The 18865-nt window shown below is 68.1% G+C and carries 15 protein-coding genes and 1 pseudogene; 7 read left to right on the top strand and 9 right to left on the bottom strand.

What is annotated here, in order from left to right:
• The first annotated feature begins 57 nt into the window (after positions 1–57).
• Entirely contained in the window at positions 58–576 is a 519-nt protein-coding gene (locus tag EAS64_RS03835) for a low molecular weight protein-tyrosine-phosphatase (RefSeq protein WP_439333580.1), read from the top strand.
• 187 nt (positions 577–763) lie between these two features.
• Here the strand turns inward: EAS64_RS03835 and EAS64_RS46645 are convergent, their stop codons facing one another.
• The 4 genes from EAS64_RS46645 to EAS64_RS03815 form a co-directional block, all read right to left on the bottom strand.
• Positions 764–2635, bottom strand: coding sequence for a sensor histidine kinase (locus tag EAS64_RS46645; protein ID WP_145851296.1), 1872 nt, complete (start codon positions 2633–2635; stop codon positions 764–766).
• Positions 2636–2648: 13 nt separating this feature from the next.
• Positions 2649–3371 (bottom strand): response regulator transcription factor, encoded by a 723-nt coding sequence (locus EAS64_RS03825; protein WP_145851295.1) that lies wholly within the window; start codon positions 3369–3371, stop codon positions 2649–2651.
• A 165-nt stretch (positions 3372–3536) separates the two neighbouring features.
• A complete protein-coding gene (locus tag EAS64_RS03820; RefSeq protein ID WP_145851294.1) occupies positions 3537–3782 on the bottom strand; it encodes a response regulator transcription factor in 246 nt (81 codons plus the stop codon).
• Between the two features lie 213 nt (positions 3783–3995).
• Complete coding sequence (locus EAS64_RS03815; protein ID WP_246115510.1) at positions 3996–5312, bottom strand: LCP family protein; 1317 nt, start codon at positions 5310–5312, stop codon at positions 3996–3998.
• A gap of 194 nt (positions 5313–5506) precedes the next feature.
• Between EAS64_RS03815 and EAS64_RS03810 the strand changes: the two genes are divergently transcribed.
• The 6 genes from EAS64_RS03810 (at position 5507) to EAS64_RS03785 (ending at position 13483) form a co-directional block, all read left to right on the top strand.
• The gene (locus EAS64_RS03810; protein WP_145851293.1) at positions 5507–5731 is read left to right on the top strand and encodes a hypothetical protein; all 225 of its coding nucleotides are present in this window, start codon (positions 5507–5509) and stop codon (positions 5729–5731) included.
• An 893-nt stretch (positions 5732–6624) separates the two neighbouring features.
• Entirely contained in the window at positions 6625–8574 is a 1950-nt protein-coding gene (locus tag EAS64_RS03805; protein ID WP_222848962.1) for a glycosyltransferase family 2 protein, read from the top strand.
• Between the two features lie 44 nt (positions 8575–8618).
• Positions 8619–10610, top strand: coding sequence for a galactose oxidase early set domain-containing protein (locus EAS64_RS03800; RefSeq protein ID WP_145851292.1), 1992 nt, complete (start codon positions 8619–8621; stop codon positions 10608–10610).
• Between the two features lie 15 nt (positions 10611–10625).
• Positions 10626–11699 carry a glycoside hydrolase family 6 protein gene (locus EAS64_RS03795; RefSeq protein WP_222848961.1) on the top strand — a complete coding sequence of 358 codons (1074 nt, stop codon included), beginning with the start codon at positions 10626–10628 and terminating at the stop codon, positions 11697–11699.
• Entirely contained in the window at positions 11696–12625 is a 930-nt protein-coding gene (locus tag EAS64_RS03790; RefSeq protein WP_145851290.1) for a hypothetical protein, read from the top strand. The genes EAS64_RS03795 and EAS64_RS03790 overlap by 4 nt, the downstream gene beginning before the upstream one ends.
• 129 nt (positions 12626–12754) lie before the next feature.
• On the top strand, positions 12755–13483 hold the full coding sequence (locus tag EAS64_RS03785; protein WP_145851289.1) for an alpha/beta fold hydrolase: 729 nt from the start codon (positions 12755–12757) through the stop codon (positions 13481–13483).
• 22 nt (positions 13484–13505) lie between these two features.
• On the opposite strand, the pseudogene EAS64_RS03780 reads toward EAS64_RS03785, so the two are convergent.
• From EAS64_RS03780 to EAS64_RS03760, 5 genes and pseudogenes are all read right to left on the bottom strand, one after another.
• Positions 13506–14312, bottom strand: a pseudogene (locus EAS64_RS03780) (mycofactocin-coupled SDR family oxidoreductase); the annotation flags it as partial.
• 70 nt (positions 14313–14382) lie between these two features.
• Positions 14383–15171 (bottom strand): maleylpyruvate isomerase family mycothiol-dependent enzyme, encoded by a 789-nt coding sequence (locus tag EAS64_RS03775; RefSeq protein WP_222848960.1) that lies wholly within the window; start codon positions 15169–15171, stop codon positions 14383–14385.
• A gap of 16 nt (positions 15172–15187) precedes the next feature.
• Positions 15188–16996, bottom strand: a complete 1809-nt coding sequence (locus EAS64_RS03770) for a PLL family lectin (RefSeq protein WP_145851288.1) — start codon at positions 16994–16996, stop codon at positions 15188–15190.
• A gap of 83 nt (positions 16997–17079) precedes the next feature.
• The gene (locus tag EAS64_RS03765) at positions 17080–17883 is read right to left on the bottom strand and encodes a L,D-transpeptidase family protein (protein WP_145851287.1); all 804 of its coding nucleotides are present in this window, start codon (positions 17881–17883) and stop codon (positions 17080–17082) included.
• Between the two features lie 108 nt (positions 17884–17991).
• The gene (locus tag EAS64_RS03760) at positions 17992–18834 is read right to left on the bottom strand and encodes an SMP-30/gluconolactonase/LRE family protein (RefSeq protein ID WP_145851286.1); all 843 of its coding nucleotides are present in this window, start codon (positions 18832–18834) and stop codon (positions 17992–17994) included.
• Positions 18835–18865 lie beyond the last annotated feature (31 nt).

Raw genomic sequence — 18865 nt, 5'->3', positions numbered from 1 at the left:
GGTGGCTGGCGGTTCCTGCGGGCGGGGCCGCCCAGGCACTACGGCATCATTGACGTCATGACGCATCCCGCCGACCTGACCCTGCCGCCACCGCGCACCCCGGGCGGTCCCTACCGCATCTGCTGTGTCTGCCTCGGCAACATCTGCCGCTCGCCGATGGCCGAGGTAGTCCTGCGCGCGCAGCTCGACAAGGCAGGCCTCGCGGACAAGGTCGTGGTGGACAGCGCGGGCACCGGCGACTGGCACATCGGCGATGCGATGAACGGCCGGGCACGCGACCAGCTGGCCCGCGCCGGCTACGACGGCGAGGCGCACCACGCCCGCCAGATCGACGCCTACTGGCTGCCGGGACGCGACCTTATCCTCGCCATGGACGAAGCCAACCTCCGCGACCTGCGCGCACTCGCCTCCGCCACCGACGCCGGCCGCATCAGGCTCTTCGGCGAGATCGCGGACCTCGGCGGCCGCGACGTCCCCGACCCCTACTACGGCACCGCCGACGACTTCGCCGCCGTCCTCACCCTCCTGGAAACAGGCATGGCCAACCTGGTGGCCCAGCTCAAGCAAATCCAATAATCCCGAACGGGATGAGCTGACTCTCCACCCCCACGAGTCACCCTCACTCGGCCACCGCCAGCCCGCCGCGAAGCCTGACCGCCGCCCTCACCTGCCCCCGCCCGAGACATGTACTGACTTCGGGGGGACAAACCAGGTCAAATAGACCCGATTCTTGCCCCAAACGCGGTATATGTCTGCGCGCGCGCTAGGCGGGCAGGTCGTCGTCGGCCTCGTCCACGGCCGCCAGCGCGTCGGGGGACAGCGGCAGCTTCACCTGGAAGTCCGCGCCCCGGCCGGGCGCGGTGCGCACCGAGACGGTGCCGCCGTGCGCGGCCACCAGTCCGGCCACGATCGCCAGGCCGAGTCCCGTTCCGCCGGAAGCCCGGTTGCGGGCCGCGTCGGCACGATAGAACCGCTCGAAGATGCGCTGCGCCTGATCGCCGGACATTCCGGGGCCGTCGTCCTCGACATCGAGGACGACCGCGGACACCGCGTGCTCCCCGTCAGGGCGCTCGCCGTCCCGCCGCGACTCGTCGGCCCCGGCGCCCCCGGCGCCCTCGTCGGCCGCCATGGTGCCGCGGCCGATCTTCACCCGGACCGCAGTCCCGGCCGGCGTGTGCGTGAGCGCGTTGTTGACCAGGTTGCCGAGCACCTGGCGGAGCCGGGCCTCGTCGCCGTCCACCAGGAACGCGGTGCCCGGCGCCACCGACAGCGAGATCGGCCGGTCCGGCTGGACGATCCGCGCGTCCTGCACCGCGTCGGCGGCGACAGAAAGCACGTCGACAGGCGCCTTGGCCAGCGGCCGCTGCTGATCGAGCCTGGCCAGCGTGAGCAGGTCCTCGACGAGCAGGCCCATCCGCGTCGCCTCGGACTCGACCCGGCCCATCAGGTGGTCGAGCTCCTCAGGCGTCAGTTCACCGGATGGGAGATCGTTTCCCTGGGCGCCAGGCGAGCCGGGGGAGTTGCCGGCGCCGGCGGAGTAAGCCGCACCCGTTCGGGACGATGAAGGAGCCAAGCCCTCGGGGACCGAGACCTTCGACCGGGTGCCGTTCGCGCCGCCCCGCTGCCGGTAGTGCGCGGCGAAGCCGCGGATCGTGGTCAGCGGCGTGCGCAGCTCGTGCGACGCGTCCGCGATGAACCGCCGCATCCGCTCTTCGGACTGGTGGGCCGCCTGCTCGGACGCCTCCTGCGCGCGGAACGCCCGCTCGATCTGCGACAGCATCGCGTTCAGCGACCGGCCGAGCGAGCCGACCTCGGTCCGCGGGTCGCCCTCGGGAACCCGGTGGTCCAGGTGCCCGGCGGCGATCTGCCCGGCGATCAGCTCGATGTCGTCCAACGGCCGCAGGTTGGCCCGGACGACCCCGGCGCCGACCGCGGCGAGCACGATCACGATCGCGCCGCCCACGATCAGGTCGAACATAATCAGCCGCATGGTCATCGCGTTGATGTTGCCGAGGTCGACAGCGAAGACGAGGGTGAACTTCTCCTGTGTTCCGTTTTCCAGGGGATACTTCTGCGTTTGCGCGATGACCCGCCAGCTGTCGGGGCCCGACTGGGCTGGCACCGTGAGCAGCACGCTATTGGGCGAGTTCGCCCAGGTCTTGCTTGTCGGCAGCTGCGGCAGCGGTGCCTGGTGGGTCGGCTGGGTGTTGCCGGTGGTCGGCCCGGGGGGGTTGTACCAGCTCACCTGCTTGCCCGGCACCTGGAGCGCCCAGATCACGTCGGAGTTCGACGAGTACGCGGTGCCGGGATGGATCTGCTGACGGCCGCCAGGCCCGAAAATCGTCGGAAGGTTGGCGCTACCGTCGGGGAACGTCGGTGAGTTGAAGTAGTAGCCGGCGGCCGCCTTGAGGTCGCTGTCCTGCCTGGTCTCCACGTAGCTGCGCAGCATCACGACGCTGGCCACGCTGATGGCGGCGATCGCGATGATCACCAGCCCGAGCAGCGCCGTGATCAGCTTGGTGCGCAGCGAGGTGCGATCAGAAAGGTTCCGCAACCGCCGGAACCGCTGGTTCCCGCGCCGGCTAGGCGGCGGGGGAGGCGTCGCCGCCTCGTTAAGGATGTCCGGTTCCGGCATGCCAGTCACCCCGTTACGACGAGGGGAGCCGCAGCACGTACCCCACACCGCGCAGGGTGTGGATCAGCCGTGGCTCCTTGGTGTCGATCTTCCGCCGCAGCACCGACACGTAGGACTCGACGATCCCGGTGTCACCGCGGAAGTCGTAGTCCCAGACGTGGTCGAGTATCTGCATCTTCGACAGCACCCGGTTGGCGTTGGACATGAAGTAGCGCAGCAGCTTGAACTCGGTCGGCGACAGCTGCACCTGTGCGCCGCCGCGCCACACCTCGTGCGACTCCTCGTCGAGCTCGAGGTCGGCGAACTTCAGCCGCGGCGTCGGCTCAACGCCGTCGCCGCGGGTGCGCCGCAGCACGGCCTTGATCCTGGCGATGACCTCTTCGAGCGAGAACGGCTTGGTGACGTAGTCGTCGCCGCCGAGCGTGAGCCCGCGGATCTTGTCGTCGGTGCCGTCTCGCGCGGTCAGGAAGACGACTGGGATGCGGGCGCCGCCGCCCCGCAGCCGCCTGATGACGTCGAAGCCGTCCATGTCGGGGAGCATCACGTCGAGCACGATCAGGTCGGGGCGGTGCCGCTGGGCGGCCTGAACCGCCTCGGTGCCGCCGGACGCGGTGATCACCTCGAACCCGGCGTAGCGGAGCGAGGCCGAGAGGAGCTCCAGGATGTTCGGCTCGTCCTCGACGACGAGCAGCCGGGCATCGGCCGCTGTTCCCGCTTCGCTGATCGACGTGTTCATGGTGCCATCATCGCTCGCCTTGCTGAAGGAACCCTGAATGTTTCCTCGGGGACGACTGTCGCATTCCAAATGTACGCCGAAGCGACAGCATGGGGACGAGCGGGCGCCCAGGGAAGAGCGCCCGGCACTTGACGTGCCGGGCGCCCGCGCGGTGCCGGATGGGGGCTAGGAGTCTGGTGCGGGTGTGCGAGCGGTGCGCGCCGCCAGCCAGTGCGAAATGGCGGCGGAACGGTTGTGTACTCCGAGTTTCGAGTAGATGCGCCTCACGTGGTTCTTGACCGTCTTCTCCGCTAGGAACAGGTGTGCCGCTATTTCGCCGTTGGTGTGCCCGCCGGCGATCAGCGACATGACCTCACTTTCGCGTGAGGACAGGCCGAGGCTGGTTTGCTCATCAACCCCAATGCGGCTCATGAGACCCTCCGGTTAAGCCAGATCGCAGCACGCCGGAGGGGTTTATGGCGGCATGCCCCGGCCACCGCGAGCCGGGGGGACGCCGCAAGCACCGACGCAACACGATGTCAAGACCTACCTTTACAGGTACAGATACACCAAAACAGCGTTCCTCAAACCGCCAGAAACGGAGCAGGCGTTGCCGCCTGCCCCACTGGCGACGGGGCGCTAGCTCTAGGATCCGACCTTGGTGCCGGTCAGCAGCCCCTTAGGCACCGGCTTGTTGTCCTTCAGTGCGGCGAAAAGTGCCAGCGCCTTCGCCCGGTCCCACTGCACCGCCTCGCCCGCGCTGGTCGGCAGGGCCGCGTTGGCGATCGGCACGGTGCCCGTTTCCGGGTTCTTCAGCGCCATTGCCGCCTGGATCAGGTCGTACAGGCTGCTGCCCTTGTCGACGGCGATAGAGCCCGCCGCCGTCGAGGCGAACGGGAGCGCGGTGAACGGGTTGAGGTAGACGCCAGGCGAGGTGGCCTTGGACAGCAGCGCCTTGAGGAACGCGCGCTGGTCCTCGATCCGCTGCAGGTCCGAGGTGGCGAACGAGTGCCTGTCGCGGACGAAGGCGATCGCCTGCGAGCCGCTGAGGTTGTGGCAGCCGGCCTTCATGCCCTTGAAGCCCGAGTACGAGTCGGGCGGGATCGCGGTCGTGACGCAGATCCGCACCCCGCCGACCGAGTTCACCACGCCGGCCAGGCCCACGAAGCCGATGCTCATGTAGTGGTCGATGCGCAGCCCGGTGACCGATTCCACCGTCTGCACGAGCAGCTTGGGCCCGCCGAACGCGAGCGCCGCGTTGATCTTGTTGTAGCCGTGGCCGGGGATGGGCACGTAGGAGTCGCGCGGGATGCTGACGAGCACCGGCTTGGGGCCGCCCATGTGCAGCAGCATCAGGGAGTCGGATGCGTCCGCGCCCGTCGAGCCCAGGTGCAGCTTGGCCCGTTCGGCGCGGCTGATGCCAGTTCGCTGGTCGGAGCCGGCGATCAGCCAGTTCGTCCCCGCGGACGTCCCGGTGAAGGCCGGAAGAGTGACGGTCTTGTGCAGCTTCCCATCGACCCAGAAGTACGTGCCGGCCACCGAGGCGATGAGCAGGAGCACGACGATCCCGATGATCAGCGCGATCCGCCGCCCGCGGCGGCCCGGCTGCCCCCAGAACCGCCAGCGCCGGCCGCCCTTCACCGGCGTCGTGCCGTACTGGGTGCCGTAGGAGTATCCGCCGGGCCCGCCGGGTGAGGAGGTCGCGGGGGGCTGTGCGGGCCATGCGCCGCCCTGCGGCGTGCCGCCGCCGGGGCCACCGTATCCCTGGCCGCCGTATCCCTGGCCGCCGTTTCCCGGGCTGTTCACGCCGGGTCCGGCGACTCCGGGGCCGCCGGTTCCCGCGCCGCCGCCCGGAGCGGGCATCGGCGACGCGATCGTCATGTCGCGTGTCTCGTCCGCCGGGTTGCCAGCGGGCGGCTGCTGCTGTTGGTACCAGCCCTTAAATGGGTCCTCATCGGTCATCGGGGATCCTTCCGCCAGCTATCGACCCGCCCATCGAACGCTTCCCGCCGCCCGCCTTTCCAGTCAGGCCAGGGGACCCAGATCGTCACGCGCGATACGCGTCAGTGTACTTGCCGTTCGCATGGCCACTGGTTAAGCCGACTTACGGAAGGGAAACATGCTCCCCAGGTGCTGGTGCGGAATGAAGGGGAACCGTGTCAACACAAGTAATCAATGATGACGGCTCGGAAGCGGACATCATCGAGCATCTGGGCATCGTGCACCAGAAGGGCACCAAGGGGTTCACCGAGGACTACCTGGCGAGGCTGCACAAGACCCTCCACCAGCGCAGGCGGGACCCGCTGCCCGAGCACACGCATCCCGGGGACGAGAACCAGGACCCGGATTCGGATTCGGCGGGCGAGTTCGCCGGGGTCTAAGACAGCACAAGGCAGGCGTCTGGCTAACCCAGACGCCTGCTTGTGCTCCGGCCGTGCGGGCGACGCCAACTTCAACGGCTCCACGGCCAGCAAGACCGTCACGGTCTCCAGCTAGGCCAGGCCCCCGCCGCCTCCAGGCGGATCATCGGCTAGGGCGTAAAATATGTCAAATATCACATTGCTACGGCATTATTGATCAACGAGTTCATCAATGAACGTCCTCCCATAACCAAATAGTGAGAATGGCCCGGAGCCTTCTTGCCGACGGCGGACGTGATTGGAGCACTGCGATGATGCCGGTGTTCCCGCCTGTTAACTTGCCCGTTTCATCCCTGACATGTCGAAATCACACTGGTCGGTCATTATGGTCTTGAAGTTCACTGTGGGTATCACGCAAGGCGAACCTGCCTTGTCTGAAAAATTAACCTTATGGGCGTGAACCGGTCGTCGCCGGCAGGTGTCTCTCATATGAGTGGGAGCTCGCGTGCCTGCCGGACGGTGGAGGTGGGCACTCGACGGCGGATGCGCCTGAGCTGGGGGGAGAGTCATAGGGTCAATGAGAACGTGCCTGCTTTGCGGCGAGCGTTAGGTGGGCGGGCGCAGTCGCGCAACCCATCGCCGCGGTTTATCGAGACGTTACTCACTTGGGGCGAGGCAACCCGCGGCCTCGCAAGCTGACGCTTCGCGCACCGTCCGCGCGTGAGTCATTTCACCGTCACTAACGGCCGTTCGTGTTGCATTTTTCGGATGCGCCACGTCGGCGGCTGTTTGCTGCTCCTTAACAGCCCATTTTCAAACAGCCTTCTCCTTACGTGATGGATTCACTGCGCATGATCAGCTGAACTGCCGCATTGACCTCGATGGAACGCGTCGATCCCGATAGGAAGCAAAAAATGTGGACACGTCAAGGATCTTCCGCCCAGGCCTCAGCCGAGGCAGACGAGACACCTGACACCTCCCCGGCGCCCGGAAACCCGGGCAGCGAAGTGCTTGCCGAAGATCCCGCCGACACACGGACGTACATGACGGCCGGCGGTGAACGCGTCCAGGCCGATGAGGGACTGGGCCGCTCGGGCTATGCGTACGAGCAGTTCTCCGCCCTGGCGGGGCCGCTGACCAGCCTGCCGGAGGGCCAGCCGTACCGGGTGCAGTACCGCAGCATCCATCACAGCAGGCGGGAATGGCTGCTGACCCGGCTCATCGCCTTCGTCCTCGTTGCGCTGGACATGGGGTTCATGTACTGGCTGGTCTTCAAGTCGCAGTACCCGGATCTCGGCGGCTGGATGTGGCGCGGTGGCATGCACGGCATCGGCATGGACGCCTACATCCTGCTGCTCGCTGGCATGGCGGGCGGCTCGATCCTGATGCAGCTGTTCCTCCTGGCGAATGTGCTCACGGTTTCGCGAGCGTGCCTCGTCGCCTGCGACCCCATCCCTGTGGCGCCGGACACGAGGCTCCGCGTCGCGTTCATCACCACGATCGTCCCTGGCAAGGAACCGGTCGAGATGGCCGAGCGGACGCTGCGCGCCGCGAAGAAGATCGTCTACGACGGCAAGCTGGACGTCTGGCTGCTCGACGAGGGCGACTCGGCAGAGGTCAAGGAGATGTGCCAGCGCCTCAACGTCCGGCACTTCAGCAGGAAGGACCGTGGCTACCTGGACTTCGACGCCGGTACCTTCGCCGCCAAGACCAAGCACGGCAATCACAACCGGTGGCTGTGGGAACACGGCGGCTGGTACGACGTGGTGATGTTCGTGGACACCGATCACGTGCCGCTGCCGAGCATGGCCGAGCGGCTGCTCGGCTACTTCCGTGATCCGGATGTGGCGTTCGTCGTCGGGCCCCAGTTCTACGGCAACCAGGAGAGCCGGATCACCCGCTGGGCGGAATCGGCACAGTACCTGTTCCACAGCATCATCCAGCGGGCAGGCAACCACCGCCGCTGCGCCATGCTCGTCGGCACCAACGCGGCCGTGCGGATCAGTGCCATCAAGAAGGGGTACGTCGCGTCGATCACGGAGGACATGGCGACGAGCCTGCGGATCCATGCGACGAAGAACCCCGCCACCGGGAGGTACTGGCGGTCGGTCTACACGCCTGACCTGGTCGCCGTCGGCGAGGGGCCGCGATCATGGACAGAGTTCTTCGGCCAGCAGACACGCTGGTCGGCGGGCACGTTCGACGCCATACTGCACCAGGTGTGGCGCGTCGGGTTCAGGCTCCGCCCTGGCGCGATGCTGCACTACTTCCTGATGCTGACCTACTATCCGTCCGTCGCCATCGGCTGGCTGCTCGGCATCACCATCAGCGCCTGCTACCTGGGCTTCGGTATCAGCAGCCTGCACAGCAACGAGGGCTGGTGGCTCAGCTTCTACGCCGACATCGCCTGGCTTCAGTTCATGCTCTACCGGTTCATGCGGCGGCACAACGTCAGCCCGCATGAGCCTGCCGGGTCATCAGGACTTTCCGGCATGGTGGTCTCCGCGCTGACCGCGCCGATCTACGCGCGCAGCCTGCTCAAGGTGCTGTTCCACCGGAAGCTGGCCTTCAACGTTACCGCCAAGGGTGACTCGGCGAGCCCGGACCGGCTGGCGACGTTCCGGTACTCGCTGATCTGGGCGGTCGTGCCCGTGGTCATCCTGACCATCGCGGAAATACGGCACCGGCCCTATCCCATGATGATGGCCTGGACGGCGATCATCTTGACGGTCTGCCTGGCGCCGATCGGCGTCTGGCTCTTCGACGAGCACCTGGTCAAGCTCGGCAAGCGCCGGGGGCGCAAGGCGCCGGCGCCGCAACGTCAGCGCAGCCCTCGTGAGGAAGCGACCGAAGTCGCCGCTTAACAAAGATCTTCTGTCTGGCAGGGCATTCGAAAGGCGGGAATCAGATGAGCAATGTACTGCAGTCAGGCGACCTTGACGCGCCGGCACCGCCGGCACCGCCGGGTCTCCGGCCGCGTCGCCGCGGCAGACGCCTGATCAGCGCGCTTGTCGGCGTCGTGGCGGTGTGCGGGGTGATCGGCGCCAACGTGCCGACCGTCGGCGGGGCCGTCGAGGACTGGTACCACCACTACCAGATCACCAGGCCGGCCTACGAGGCGAAGTACGGGCTGTGGAACGAGTTGAACATCCCAGCCGGATTCCGGGTCAACGGAATCCACGCGACCTTGCTCTACAACGGAGACATCCTGATCATGGCGGGCTCCGGCAACAACCAGTCCTTCTTCAACGCGGGGACGTTCAAGACGCTCCTGTTCAACCCTGCGACGATGCGAATGAAGCTGATTCCCACGCCGTGGGACGTGTTCTGCGCCGGGCACATCGAACTGCCTGACGGGAACATTCTTGTCGCGGGTGGCACCGCCAGGTACGAGAACCTCAACCCGGTGTACGCCGGCGGCAGCATGACCGTCACCAACTACGACATGAAGGAGGCACTCACCCTCGGGAAGGGCACGGTCTTCACCGCTCCCGACGGCGCGAAGTTCAAGTCGGCGTTCCCGCTGAGGGTGCCGAGGGCGACCGTCGGCAAGGCCGCTGCCAACGGCGCGAACCCGGTCATCACCCCCGGGCAGCAGAACGTCTGGGTGGACGCCGTCAAGAAGGGCAAGGGATCGCTTCAGTCCAAGAGCGTTCGCTACCAGGTCCAGGGCCTGATCGGCTCGCAGTCGAACGCGCTGCTGTTCGGGATCGGCACGCCCATGACACTCCAGAAGCAGAACTTCATGGGCACGAACGACGCCTACGTCTTCGACGTCAAGACTGAGCGGTTCGTCAAGGTCAACTCGATGAACTACGCCCGCTGGTACCCGACGCTCGCGGAGATGGGCAACGGCATGGTCATGACCATGTCGGGCCTTAACGGGCAGGGCCAGGTCACCATGCAGAACGAGATGTACAACCCCAAGACCGGCAACTGGACCAAGGGCCCGACCCGGGGGTTCCCGACGTATCCGGCGACCTTCCTGACCGAGAACGGGCAGTTGTTCTTCACCGGTTCCAACTCGGGGTACGGCCCGGCGACACCCGCCTGGCGGACGCCCGGGTTCTGGAACATCAAGACCAACGCCTTCAAGCCGGTGCCAGGGATCAAGGACCCGCAGGACCTGGAGACCAGTGCCTCCGTCCTGCTGCCGCCGGCGCAGAACCAGACCGTCATGGTTCTCGGCGGCGGCGGGGTGGGGCAGTCCAACTCGGCGACCGCGCGGACGGCCCTGCTCGACATGGCGGCACCGAGCCCGCAGTGGACGCCGGGCCCGAGCCTCGCCGAGCCGACCCGCTACCCCATCACGGTGCTGCTGCCTGATGACGATGTGCTCGTCACCGGCGGCTCGCGGTACTACCGAGGCATGCACGGCAGCGACAACAGGGACACCCGCATCTACAACGTGGCGGGCAAAGCGTTCTCCCGGGCTGCCGACTCGATCACCGGCCGCGACTACCACTCGGGCGGGATCCTGCTGCCCAACGGCAGCGTGCTGACCCTGGGCGGCAACCCCCTGTTCGGCAACGCGCAGGACACGCTGCCGCAGACCTTCAACCAGGAGATCGACGTTTACGATCCGCCGTACATGTTCCAGGGCTCCCGGCCGTCCATCATCGGCGCGCCCACGGCGATGAAGCTCGGTGACGGCTACGTCATCAAGGTGTCGCAGGCTTCGCGGATCCGCTACCTGCGGCTGATGCGGCCGGACAACCCCACGCACGTCACCGACGTCAACCAGCGCTCGATCGCCGTGAAGTTCAGCAACCTCGGGAATGGCTACCTGAAGGTGTCCGTGCCGCCGAACCCCAACCTGACGCCGCCTGGCTACTACATGCTCTTCGCCGTCAACGACAGGGGGGTTCCTTCGACGGCCTCCTGGGTGCGGGTTTCATAGGGATCCTGAATGCAGATGCGGACAATGTTCAGGTCACGGCGCCACTGGCCGGCTCTCGCCTTGACGGCGGCGCTAGTCGCCGTGCTGAGCCTCGTCGCCGCCTGCGGCTCGGGATCGCCCGCCGGCGTCAGGCCGAGCCCGACGGCAGCGAGCAGGTCAAGCACCGCCGCGGGGAAGCCCGCGCCAAGCGGCCCCCTGTACGCATACCGGGAGCAGCAGCTTTATGACACGGTCGCGCTGCTTGAGCGAAACCGCCGCACCGGCGAGGCGGCCGCGCTGACGGCGATCGCACGGACGCCCGCGGCCCTGTGGGCAGCAGGGCAGCAGTGGGAGATGCAGGAGGTCAGACAGGCCACGCTGGCGGGCAGGCGCGCGGGCTCGATTCCGGTCATCGTCGCCTACAACCTGCCCGACCGCGACACCTGCGGAAAGTACTCGGCCAATCGCGGGACTGACGGAGCGGCCTACGAGGCATGGATCAACCAGCTCGCGGACGCCATCGGCTCGGGCCGTGACATCGTGATCGTGGAGCCCGACGCCCTGCCCGACATCGTGCGCGGCTGCCTCAGTTCCGCACGGGCGGCGCTTCGGTATCGGCTGCTCGATTACGCGATGAGCCGCCTGAGCCGGCTGCCGCACGTCTATGTCTACCTCGACGCGGGTAACCCCGGCATGTTCGCGGATCCCGAGGTGCTCGCGGGCCCCGCGGTCAGGGCGGGCATCCGGTACGGCCGGGGCTTTGCCGCGAACGTGTCGAACTTCCAGTGGACAGCCGTCACGGTCGCCTGGAGCCAGCGGCTTGAGGCGGCGATCGGCGGCAACCTAGGCGCCGTCGTCGACACAAGCAGGAACGGCAACGGCCCGTATAGCGGGCCGGACAGTCCGCAGTGGTGCAACCCGCCGGGCAGGGCGCCAGGGCCCGATCCGCGACTCGCGCCGGGCCCGGCCGGGATCGACGCCTATCTCTGGATCAAGGACCCGGGCGTCAGCGACGGGCCGTGCAACGGCGGTCCCGTCGCGGGCCGGTACTGGGCCGCGTACGCCGAAGGACTCGCTCAGGCGGCGAGCCGTTCCGGCGGCACGACGTGATCGCCTACGCCCTGCGCCGCACCGGGCTCGGCGCCGGTTCCGCCGCGCGGCCAGGCACCCGTCCCGGCGCCGGGACGGCGCTGCGGCTGGGCCTGGCGGGCGTGTGGCTGCTCGACGCCGCGCTCCAGTATCAGCCCTTCATGTTCACCAGGGCCTTCGGCAAGGCGCTGGCCACGACCGCCATGGGCAACGCTGCCGTGGTAAGCGACCCGATCCTCTGGAGTGCCAGCCAGGTTGAACAGAACGCCGTGCTGAGCAACGCGGTGTTCGCCACCATCCAGCTCCTGCTCGCCGCCGGGATCGCCTGGCCGCGCACGGCCCGCATCGGTCTCGCCGCCTCTGCTGTGTGGTCTCTCGCCGTGTGGTGGCTCGGCGAGGGCTTCGGCGGCATGCTCGCGGGCATGGCGAGCCCGCTCAACGGGGCCCCGGGCGCTGCCATCCTCTACGCGCTGCTCGCCGTGCTGCTCTGGCCGTCAGAGCGCCCGGCGCAGCAAGCGCCGTTCACCGCGGCGGGAGCGGTCGGCGTCCGCGCCGCCCGGTCGCTGTGGTCCGCCTGCTGGCTGATACTCGCCTCCGCCGCCCTATGGCCGGGCAACCGCGCACCGCAGGCCCTGGCCCTGCAGATCCTGGACGCCGGTGACGGCGAGCCGGCCTGGCTCGCCGCCCTCGACAGGCACGCCGCCGTCTTTACCGCCACCCTGGGGCTGGCAGCTCCGCTCACGCTGGCGCTGGTCCTCGCGGTGATCGCGGTCGCCGTGTGGCTGCCCGCGCCTGCCGCCAAGGCGGGCCTTGTCCTGGCCATCGCGACGGCGGGCCTCATCTGGGTGCTCGGGGAGTCATTCGGCGCCATCCTGACCGGACAGGCCACGGACCCGAACACGGGCCCGCTTCTCGCGCTTCTGGCCCTGGCCTACTGGCCGGGATAGTCGCGCACCAGGGCCGTCAGCCGCCGCTAGCCGTGGCCAACCTTTCCGACCAGGGGGGACTGGCATGGCGAGAGGATATATTGCACACTTAGCTAACTGAAACGCCTCTTCACTGGGAGTGGAAGCAGCGTGGCTATATATGTCCTGGTTCACGGCGGCGGGCACGGCGGATGGTGCTACCAACGGGTCGCACGGCTGCTGAGGGCGGCCGGGCACGAGGTTTACGCCCCCTCGCTCACCGGACTCGGCGAGCGCTCGCACCTGGTAAGCCCGCAGGTCGACCTGGACACGCACATCCGCGACATCACCTCGCTGCTGCACTACGAGGACCTCACCGACGTGATCCTGGCGGGCCACAGCTACGGCGGGATGGTCATCACCGGCGTCGCCGACCGGGCCGCCGGCCAGGTGCGGCGCCTGGTCTACCTCGACGCCGCCAACCCGGAGGACGGCCAGTCCCTCGCCGACGTGGCCGGCGATCACATCAACTGGACCAGGCAGTTCGGCAAGACCATCGACGGCACCGAACTCGTGCTGTGGCCGGAGACCACGGACGTCGGCATGTGGTACGGCGTCACCGACCCCGCCGACGTCGCCTGGATGAACGACCGGCTGACGCCGCATCCGTGGAAGTGCTTCGAGCAGCCGCTTGTCTTCACCGACGAGGCCGCCTTCCGTGCCATACCGCAGTACCACGTCGTCTGCACCTCGACGATCGCCACCAGGGACCCGGGGCTCATCGACCAGGCCAGGGCGGCCGGGCGGCTGTGGGACATCGACACCGGGCATGACCTGATGATCACCGAGCCGCAGAAGGTGGCCGACGCTCTCCTGGAAATCGCCGCAGGCGCCGCCTAGCGAAATCGGGCACCGGCAAACGTCACCGCGTTATAACCGGGTTATAGCCGGACAGGGTCAGGTGCCCCGCGTCGACAGGCAGGGTCGCCCCGGTGACCTTCGATGCCAGCCCGGAGTTCAGGTACAGTGCGGCGTTCGCTATGTCCTGCGGGTCCAGCCAGGATGTGCCGGCGAGCAGCGTGTAATGGTGCCCGGCCTCGGTCATGTCCTCTTCAGTTCCGCCTGGGTGGCCGGCGAACATGTCCCAGGCACCCTGATGGTTGGTCATCGGCGTCTTGACCGCGCCGGGGCAGATGGCATTGCACCGGATGCCGTACGGCGCGAGTTCCAGCGCGATGTTGCGCATCAGCCCGATGAGACCGTGCTTCGCGGCCACGTAGTGCGCGGTGTACTGGCCAGCTTCCAGGGCGTTCACCGACGCGGTTATCACAATCGACCCGCTGCGGCGGCCGATCATGTGCGGCGCGACAGCCTTCGCCGCCTTCCAGACGCCGGTGAGGTTGACGCCGATCATCTCGTCCCACTGCGCATCGGTGAGTTCCCAGAACGAGCCGAGCGTCCAGATGCCGGCGTTCGCGATCAGAATGTCGATCTTGCCGAACTCGGCCAGGCCGGCCGCCACTGCCGCGTCGAGCTGCTCCTGCGAGCGGACATCGGCCTTCACCGCGACCGCGCGCCGGTCGTGCGCCTCGACGAGCCGCACCGTCTCCTCGAGGTCGTCCACGGTCGCGAGCTTGTAGGGCACGGTCGGCAGCTGATCGGCGACGTCGGCGACGATCACGTCGGCACCCTCGCGCGCGCACGTAACCGCGTGGGCCCGTCCCTGCCCGCGAGCGCCTCCGGGTGATGAGGGCTACCTTGCCGTCGAGCAATCCCATCGCGACTCCCGTCGTATTCGGTCAGATGGTGAACCTCAGGTTGCGGGCGGCCCGGTCGCCAAGCTGGTCGTTCCCTGTCCAGGTCACCAGGCCGGCGTCGATCTGCCGCTGCGGGTCGATCCGGCCCGCTGCCAGCTGGATGAAGGTCACCGTGTCGGTGGTCAGTTCCACGTCCGGGTGCTCGACGTGGTCCACCGCCTTGGCCCGGCCGTCGACCACGACCGGCAGGTCGCGCCCCGCCGGCCCGGTGAGGTGGAACACGATGCTGGCGCCGTCAGGCAGTCCGATCTTCTTGCCGACGATGTAGCCGATCGAGTCCGTTACCTGGCCGAGGGCGATCTCCGCGCGCGGCCCGGCGTCGTCGCACGGCCAGCCGAGCGGGGTGCTGATATCGCGCTCGTGCACCCAGAAATCGAAGACCCGGATCTTCAGGAACTCCCCATAGCCGCGCGGCCCGATCGGCGTCCAGGACGACCTCGCGAGGTCGGCCTCGGTCAGCAAGGCTAGATCGGCCCGGCGGCCGGCGAAGATCTCGCCGACCCGGGCCGCGAACGCCGCGTCGTCAAGCGCGGCCATTTCTTCGTGGTACGGGCCGACCCGGTCCAGCGGCGGCGTGTCGTCTGCCGACTCGGGCAGCCAGCCGGTCAGCACCCGTTCCATCATCCCGAGATGGGTGACCACGCCCCGCATGTCCCAGTCCGGGCACAGGGACTGCGCGTGCCACTGGGCGTAGTCCATCCGGCCGGCCAGCGACTCGATCGCGTCGTAGCACTGCTCGAGCGAAGTCCGGATGGTGGCCAGTTCGGTCACGGCGTCTCCTTGAGAGCTATGGCTTCAATTGCTGAAGGTACGGCCAGAACTCAGGCTTCGTAGTCCGGTAGTCGAAGAAGCTGCCGCCGGCCGCGGCGGTCTCCCGGGCGGCGCGGACAAAGTCGGCCACCTGGGCGACCGTCACCGTGTCCCCAGATCCGCCGATCACGTGCACAGGCAGGCCCGTGTACTGGCGCGATAGCAGTACGTTGTCGCGGGTGTACTGGTACGCGCAGTACTGCGCGTCGCCAGCCGCGCAGCGCGGCGCGGGCGTGTATGACGTCCAGTAGTCCATCGGCGCGACGGCATTCGCGTACGCGGCCAGGGACGACCACGGGAACGTCGACCAGCGATCGGGGTAGAGCCGCATGAACACCGGCGGCAGCACGATCGCCGCGAGCGGCACCACGGTGCGCGCGCGGACCTGGGCCAGCTGCGTACCGACCGCCTGATTCCACGCGTTCACGTTGGGCGGATTAAGCGGGTACTCGATGTCGAGCCCGATCGCGTCGAACCGCTGCCCTGCCGGGCTGACGTAGCCGGCTATCGCGAGCGTGCGACGCACGTCGCGCGCTGTATCGGCGTAATCGGGTACGTACCAGCCGACTACCCTGATGCCGGCGGCGTGTGCCGCGGCGAGCCAGGCCGCCACGTCATCCGGGTAGAGGATGTCGGCGGCGCTGTCATACCGCGCGGTACCCAGGTACAGGGTGCGCACCCCATGGGCCTTCAGGTCCGCGACCGTGGTCGCCGGGTCCAGTGCCGTGTAGTCGTACACGTCCACCCAGGCGCCCAGGCCGCGGAACGTCAGCGCGGCATCGGCAAGCTGCCAGCCCGACCATGTCAGCGCGGCTGAACGCTGCAGGTAGTAGTAGCCGCCGTTGGCGTTGCGTACGAACACCGTCACGACGCCCGCGGCAGGCACCGTCGCGCTAGGGCTGGAGGCCAGGGCGCCGCCCAGGCTTGCCCATGCCGACCAGCCGGTCTTGGTGACGTTGTAGTTCCTGTTGAGCAGCGCGTTGCCGGTACCGCGGGCGAACAGGTCAATCTTGCCTGTCCCGGTCGACGCGGCGCCCGGCTCGCCGACGATGACTCCGCCGAGCGACTGCCATCCGGACCACTTGCCGCCGCTGAACCACTTGTGCCACACGGCCCTGTCGGCACCGCGGACAAACACGTCCAGGCGCCCGGGCCCCCACGACGCCACCGCGGGCCCGGATGTCAGGATGCCGCCGAGGCTGCTCCACCGGGACCAGCCAGTCGATGTGGTGTAGTGCCTGGTGTAAAGCTGGTTGTTGGTGCCGCGGACGAACACGTCAAGCCTGCCGGTGCCCCATGCGGCCGCGGCAGGCGGCGATGTGGCCACCTGGCCAAGCGATTGCCATGCAGACCACTTGCCGCCGCTGAACGACTTGTACCAGATGGCGTTGTCGGTGCCGCGGGCGAAGACGTCATAGCGCCCGGCGGCCCACGAGGCGACGGCGGGCTGTGAGGTGAGCGCGCCGCCAAGCGATTCTGCTGCTGTCCAGGTAGCCAGCGCCCCCGGCACGTACCGCTGGTGGGCCAACTGGCCGTTACGAGCGTTCCGGTAGAAGAGATCCAGCCGCCCGCTTCCCCACGTACCTGCCGCCGGGCCGCTTAGCGCAGCAGGTGCCGCCGCGGTAACCGTCGCCGCGCCGCCGTTTGACCGCAAGGCTGCAGATGAGTTGTGCTGGGCCGCGCCGCCGAACCCGCAGGCAGGCGCCAGCAGCGCAAGGCCGGCAAGCATTGCGGTAGTTACGCCGAGCCGGACTCGCCTCGGCCGGCTCGTAGGCGGCGCACCCATGCCTCAAGTATCACGGGGAAGCGCAAGCTTACAAAGCTGCCGGAAGTCCCTCCTGTCACAGACGTAAGCCACCTGGTCGGGGCCTAGTAGATGTACACCGGCGTGCCAGGAGTCTTCACCAGCGTGTGGAAGAACTGCGCGATGTCGTATGGGATGCGCACGCAGCCGTGCGATACGGGTTCCAGCGGCACGTCGCCGCCGTTGGGTCCGTAGGTCAATTCGCCGTGGATCGCGTACGAGGTCCCGATGAAGAGCACCGAGTTGTACATCGTGCCCAGCGGCACCGTGATCCAGCCTGGCATGTAGACCGTGGTGCGGAAGTGCCCGGTAGGCGTGATGGCACGGGCCCCATGGTCGTACACGTAGCCGCCGCCGGCCGAGATGTGGCTGATCAGCGCCACCGCGCCGGCGCGGTAGACGACGAGCACCCGGGTTCGCAAGTTGACCTCGACGCGCATCCGGCCGCCGCTCGCGTGCCGGGCGGGGTAGGCGCTCGGGTGCTGCAATGCCCGGGCGGTCACCGGGCCGACCACCCCGTCGACCGTGAGTCCCTGGACTTCCTGGAATGCCCAGACTGCCTCTAGCGTGTACGCGCGGAACTTCCCGTCCGCCGCGCCCGGGTAGTACTTCAACGCGGCGAGCCGTTGCTGAAGCGCCTTGACGTCGCTGCCGCTCAAGCCGTATCTGAGGAGCCGCTTCGGTGCGGTGTAGGCGGGCGCGGCCGCCCGGGCTTGCCGGACAGCGCCTCCATGGCCGGCGGCTGTAACAGCGGCCACCGTGGTTGCGCTGGCCGGGGAGGCACCCGGCCCGGTCACCGCGACCACCCCGGCAAGCGTCAGGGCGGCTGCTACGGAACCAAGAACGGCCGAGATGATCTTTGGCTTCATGGGAAGACACCTTCTTCCTTCCTCTCACTCATAAGACGAGCCGGGAGAAGCCTCTGACCATGGACTTAAGGTCCTTAGCCGAGGAAATTGGTCGGGAAGTCAGTGCCCTCAGGGCCAGCCGGCGCCGGGCACGTCAACCGGTGTGCTGAGAACCTGCCCGCTGCCGGCGTGGACCATTTCTGGCTCGGTCATGCCCTGCCAGCGCGCGGCGGTGATGAACAGGGTCTGGTTCTGCGGGCCGCCGAGCGCGCAGGCGAAGCCCCCGCGGTCCAGCTCTACGGTCCGCAGCACCGGGCCGCCTTCGGCGACAAGCACGCAGCGCCGGTGGGGCACGTCGGCGTACCAGACGGCGTTCTCGGCGTCGGTGCAGATGCCGTCGGGAGTGCCTTCGCCGAGGTCGGCCCAGACGCGCCGGTCGGAGAGCCCGCCATCGGGGCCGATGGAGAAGGCCACCAGTTGGTGGCCGTAGGAGTCCGCGACGATCAGGGTGGAGTTGTCTGCGGTGACCGCCATCCCGTTGGGGAAGGCGATGTCACCGGCCACCTCCCGCACCGCACCGTCCGCGGCGACGTGGAACACGAACCCCGGTCGGAATGCCTCCCCGGCCACCGGATTGAAGCCGGCCCGGTTGACGTAGATGTTGCCGCGCCCGTCGGCGACGATGTCGTTCCAGCCCGGCTGCCCCAGATCGGCGTGGGTGACGAGGGATCCGTCGGGCTTGCGGCGCAGGAGCCGCCCTTCGGGCGAGGAGACGATTACCAGCTGCCCGCCGGGCAGGAAGGCGGTGCACAGCGGCAGCGAGTCCACCCGCGCGATGACCTCACTGCGGCCGGAAAGGTCGACGGCGATCACCTCGCCCGCTGACCAGTCGGAGAAATAGAGCCGCCCGTCGTGCCAGCGCGGCGACTCCACCAGGCCCCGCCCGGTGAGCAGCGTCCGCACGTCGTTCACTCGCTCACATCCTTTCCTGGTTGACGGGCAT

Source organism: Trebonia kvetii (genome assembly GCF_007827045.1).
Lineage (GTDB): Bacteria > Actinomycetota > Actinomycetes > Streptosporangiales > Streptosporangiaceae > Trebonia > Trebonia kvetii.
The sequence above is the reverse complement of the archived record's forward strand: the minus strand, read 5'-3'. Positions and strand labels throughout refer to the sequence as shown.

What these genes read in the sequence shown, in the direction of transcription:
- EAS64_RS03835 (WP_439333580.1), top strand. Translation starts at nt 58, where the DNA reads ATGACGCATCCCGCCGACCTGACCCTGCCGCCACCGCGCACCCCGGGC.
- EAS64_RS46645 (WP_145851296.1), bottom strand. Translation starts at nt 2,635, where the DNA reads ATGCCGGAACCGGACATCCTTAACGAGGCGGCGACGCCTCCCCCGCCG.
- EAS64_RS03825 (WP_145851295.1), bottom strand. Translation starts at nt 3,371, where the DNA reads ATGAACACGTCGATCAGCGAAGCGGGAACAGCGGCCGATGCCCGGCTG.
- EAS64_RS03820 (WP_145851294.1), bottom strand. Translation starts at nt 3,782, where the DNA reads ATGAGCCGCATTGGGGTTGATGAGCAAACCAGCCTCGGCCTGTCCTCA.
- EAS64_RS03815 (WP_246115510.1), bottom strand. Translation starts at nt 5,312, where the DNA reads ATGACCGATGAGGACCCATTTAAGGGCTGGTACCAACAGCAGCAGCCG.
- EAS64_RS03805 (WP_222848962.1), top strand. Translation starts at nt 6,625, where the DNA reads ATGTGGACACGTCAAGGATCTTCCGCCCAGGCCTCAGCCGAGGCAGAC.
- EAS64_RS03800 (WP_145851292.1), top strand. Translation starts at nt 8,619, where the DNA reads ATGAGCAATGTACTGCAGTCAGGCGACCTTGACGCGCCGGCACCGCCG.
- EAS64_RS03795 (WP_222848961.1), top strand. Translation starts at nt 10,626, where the DNA reads ATGCGGACAATGTTCAGGTCACGGCGCCACTGGCCGGCTCTCGCCTTG.
- EAS64_RS03770 (WP_145851288.1), bottom strand. Translation starts at nt 16,996, where the DNA reads ATGGGTGCGCCGCCTACGAGCCGGCCGAGGCGAGTCCGGCTCGGCGTA.
- EAS64_RS03765 (WP_145851287.1), bottom strand. Translation starts at nt 17,883, where the DNA reads ATGAAGCCAAAGATCATCTCGGCCGTTCTTGGTTCCGTAGCAGCCGCC.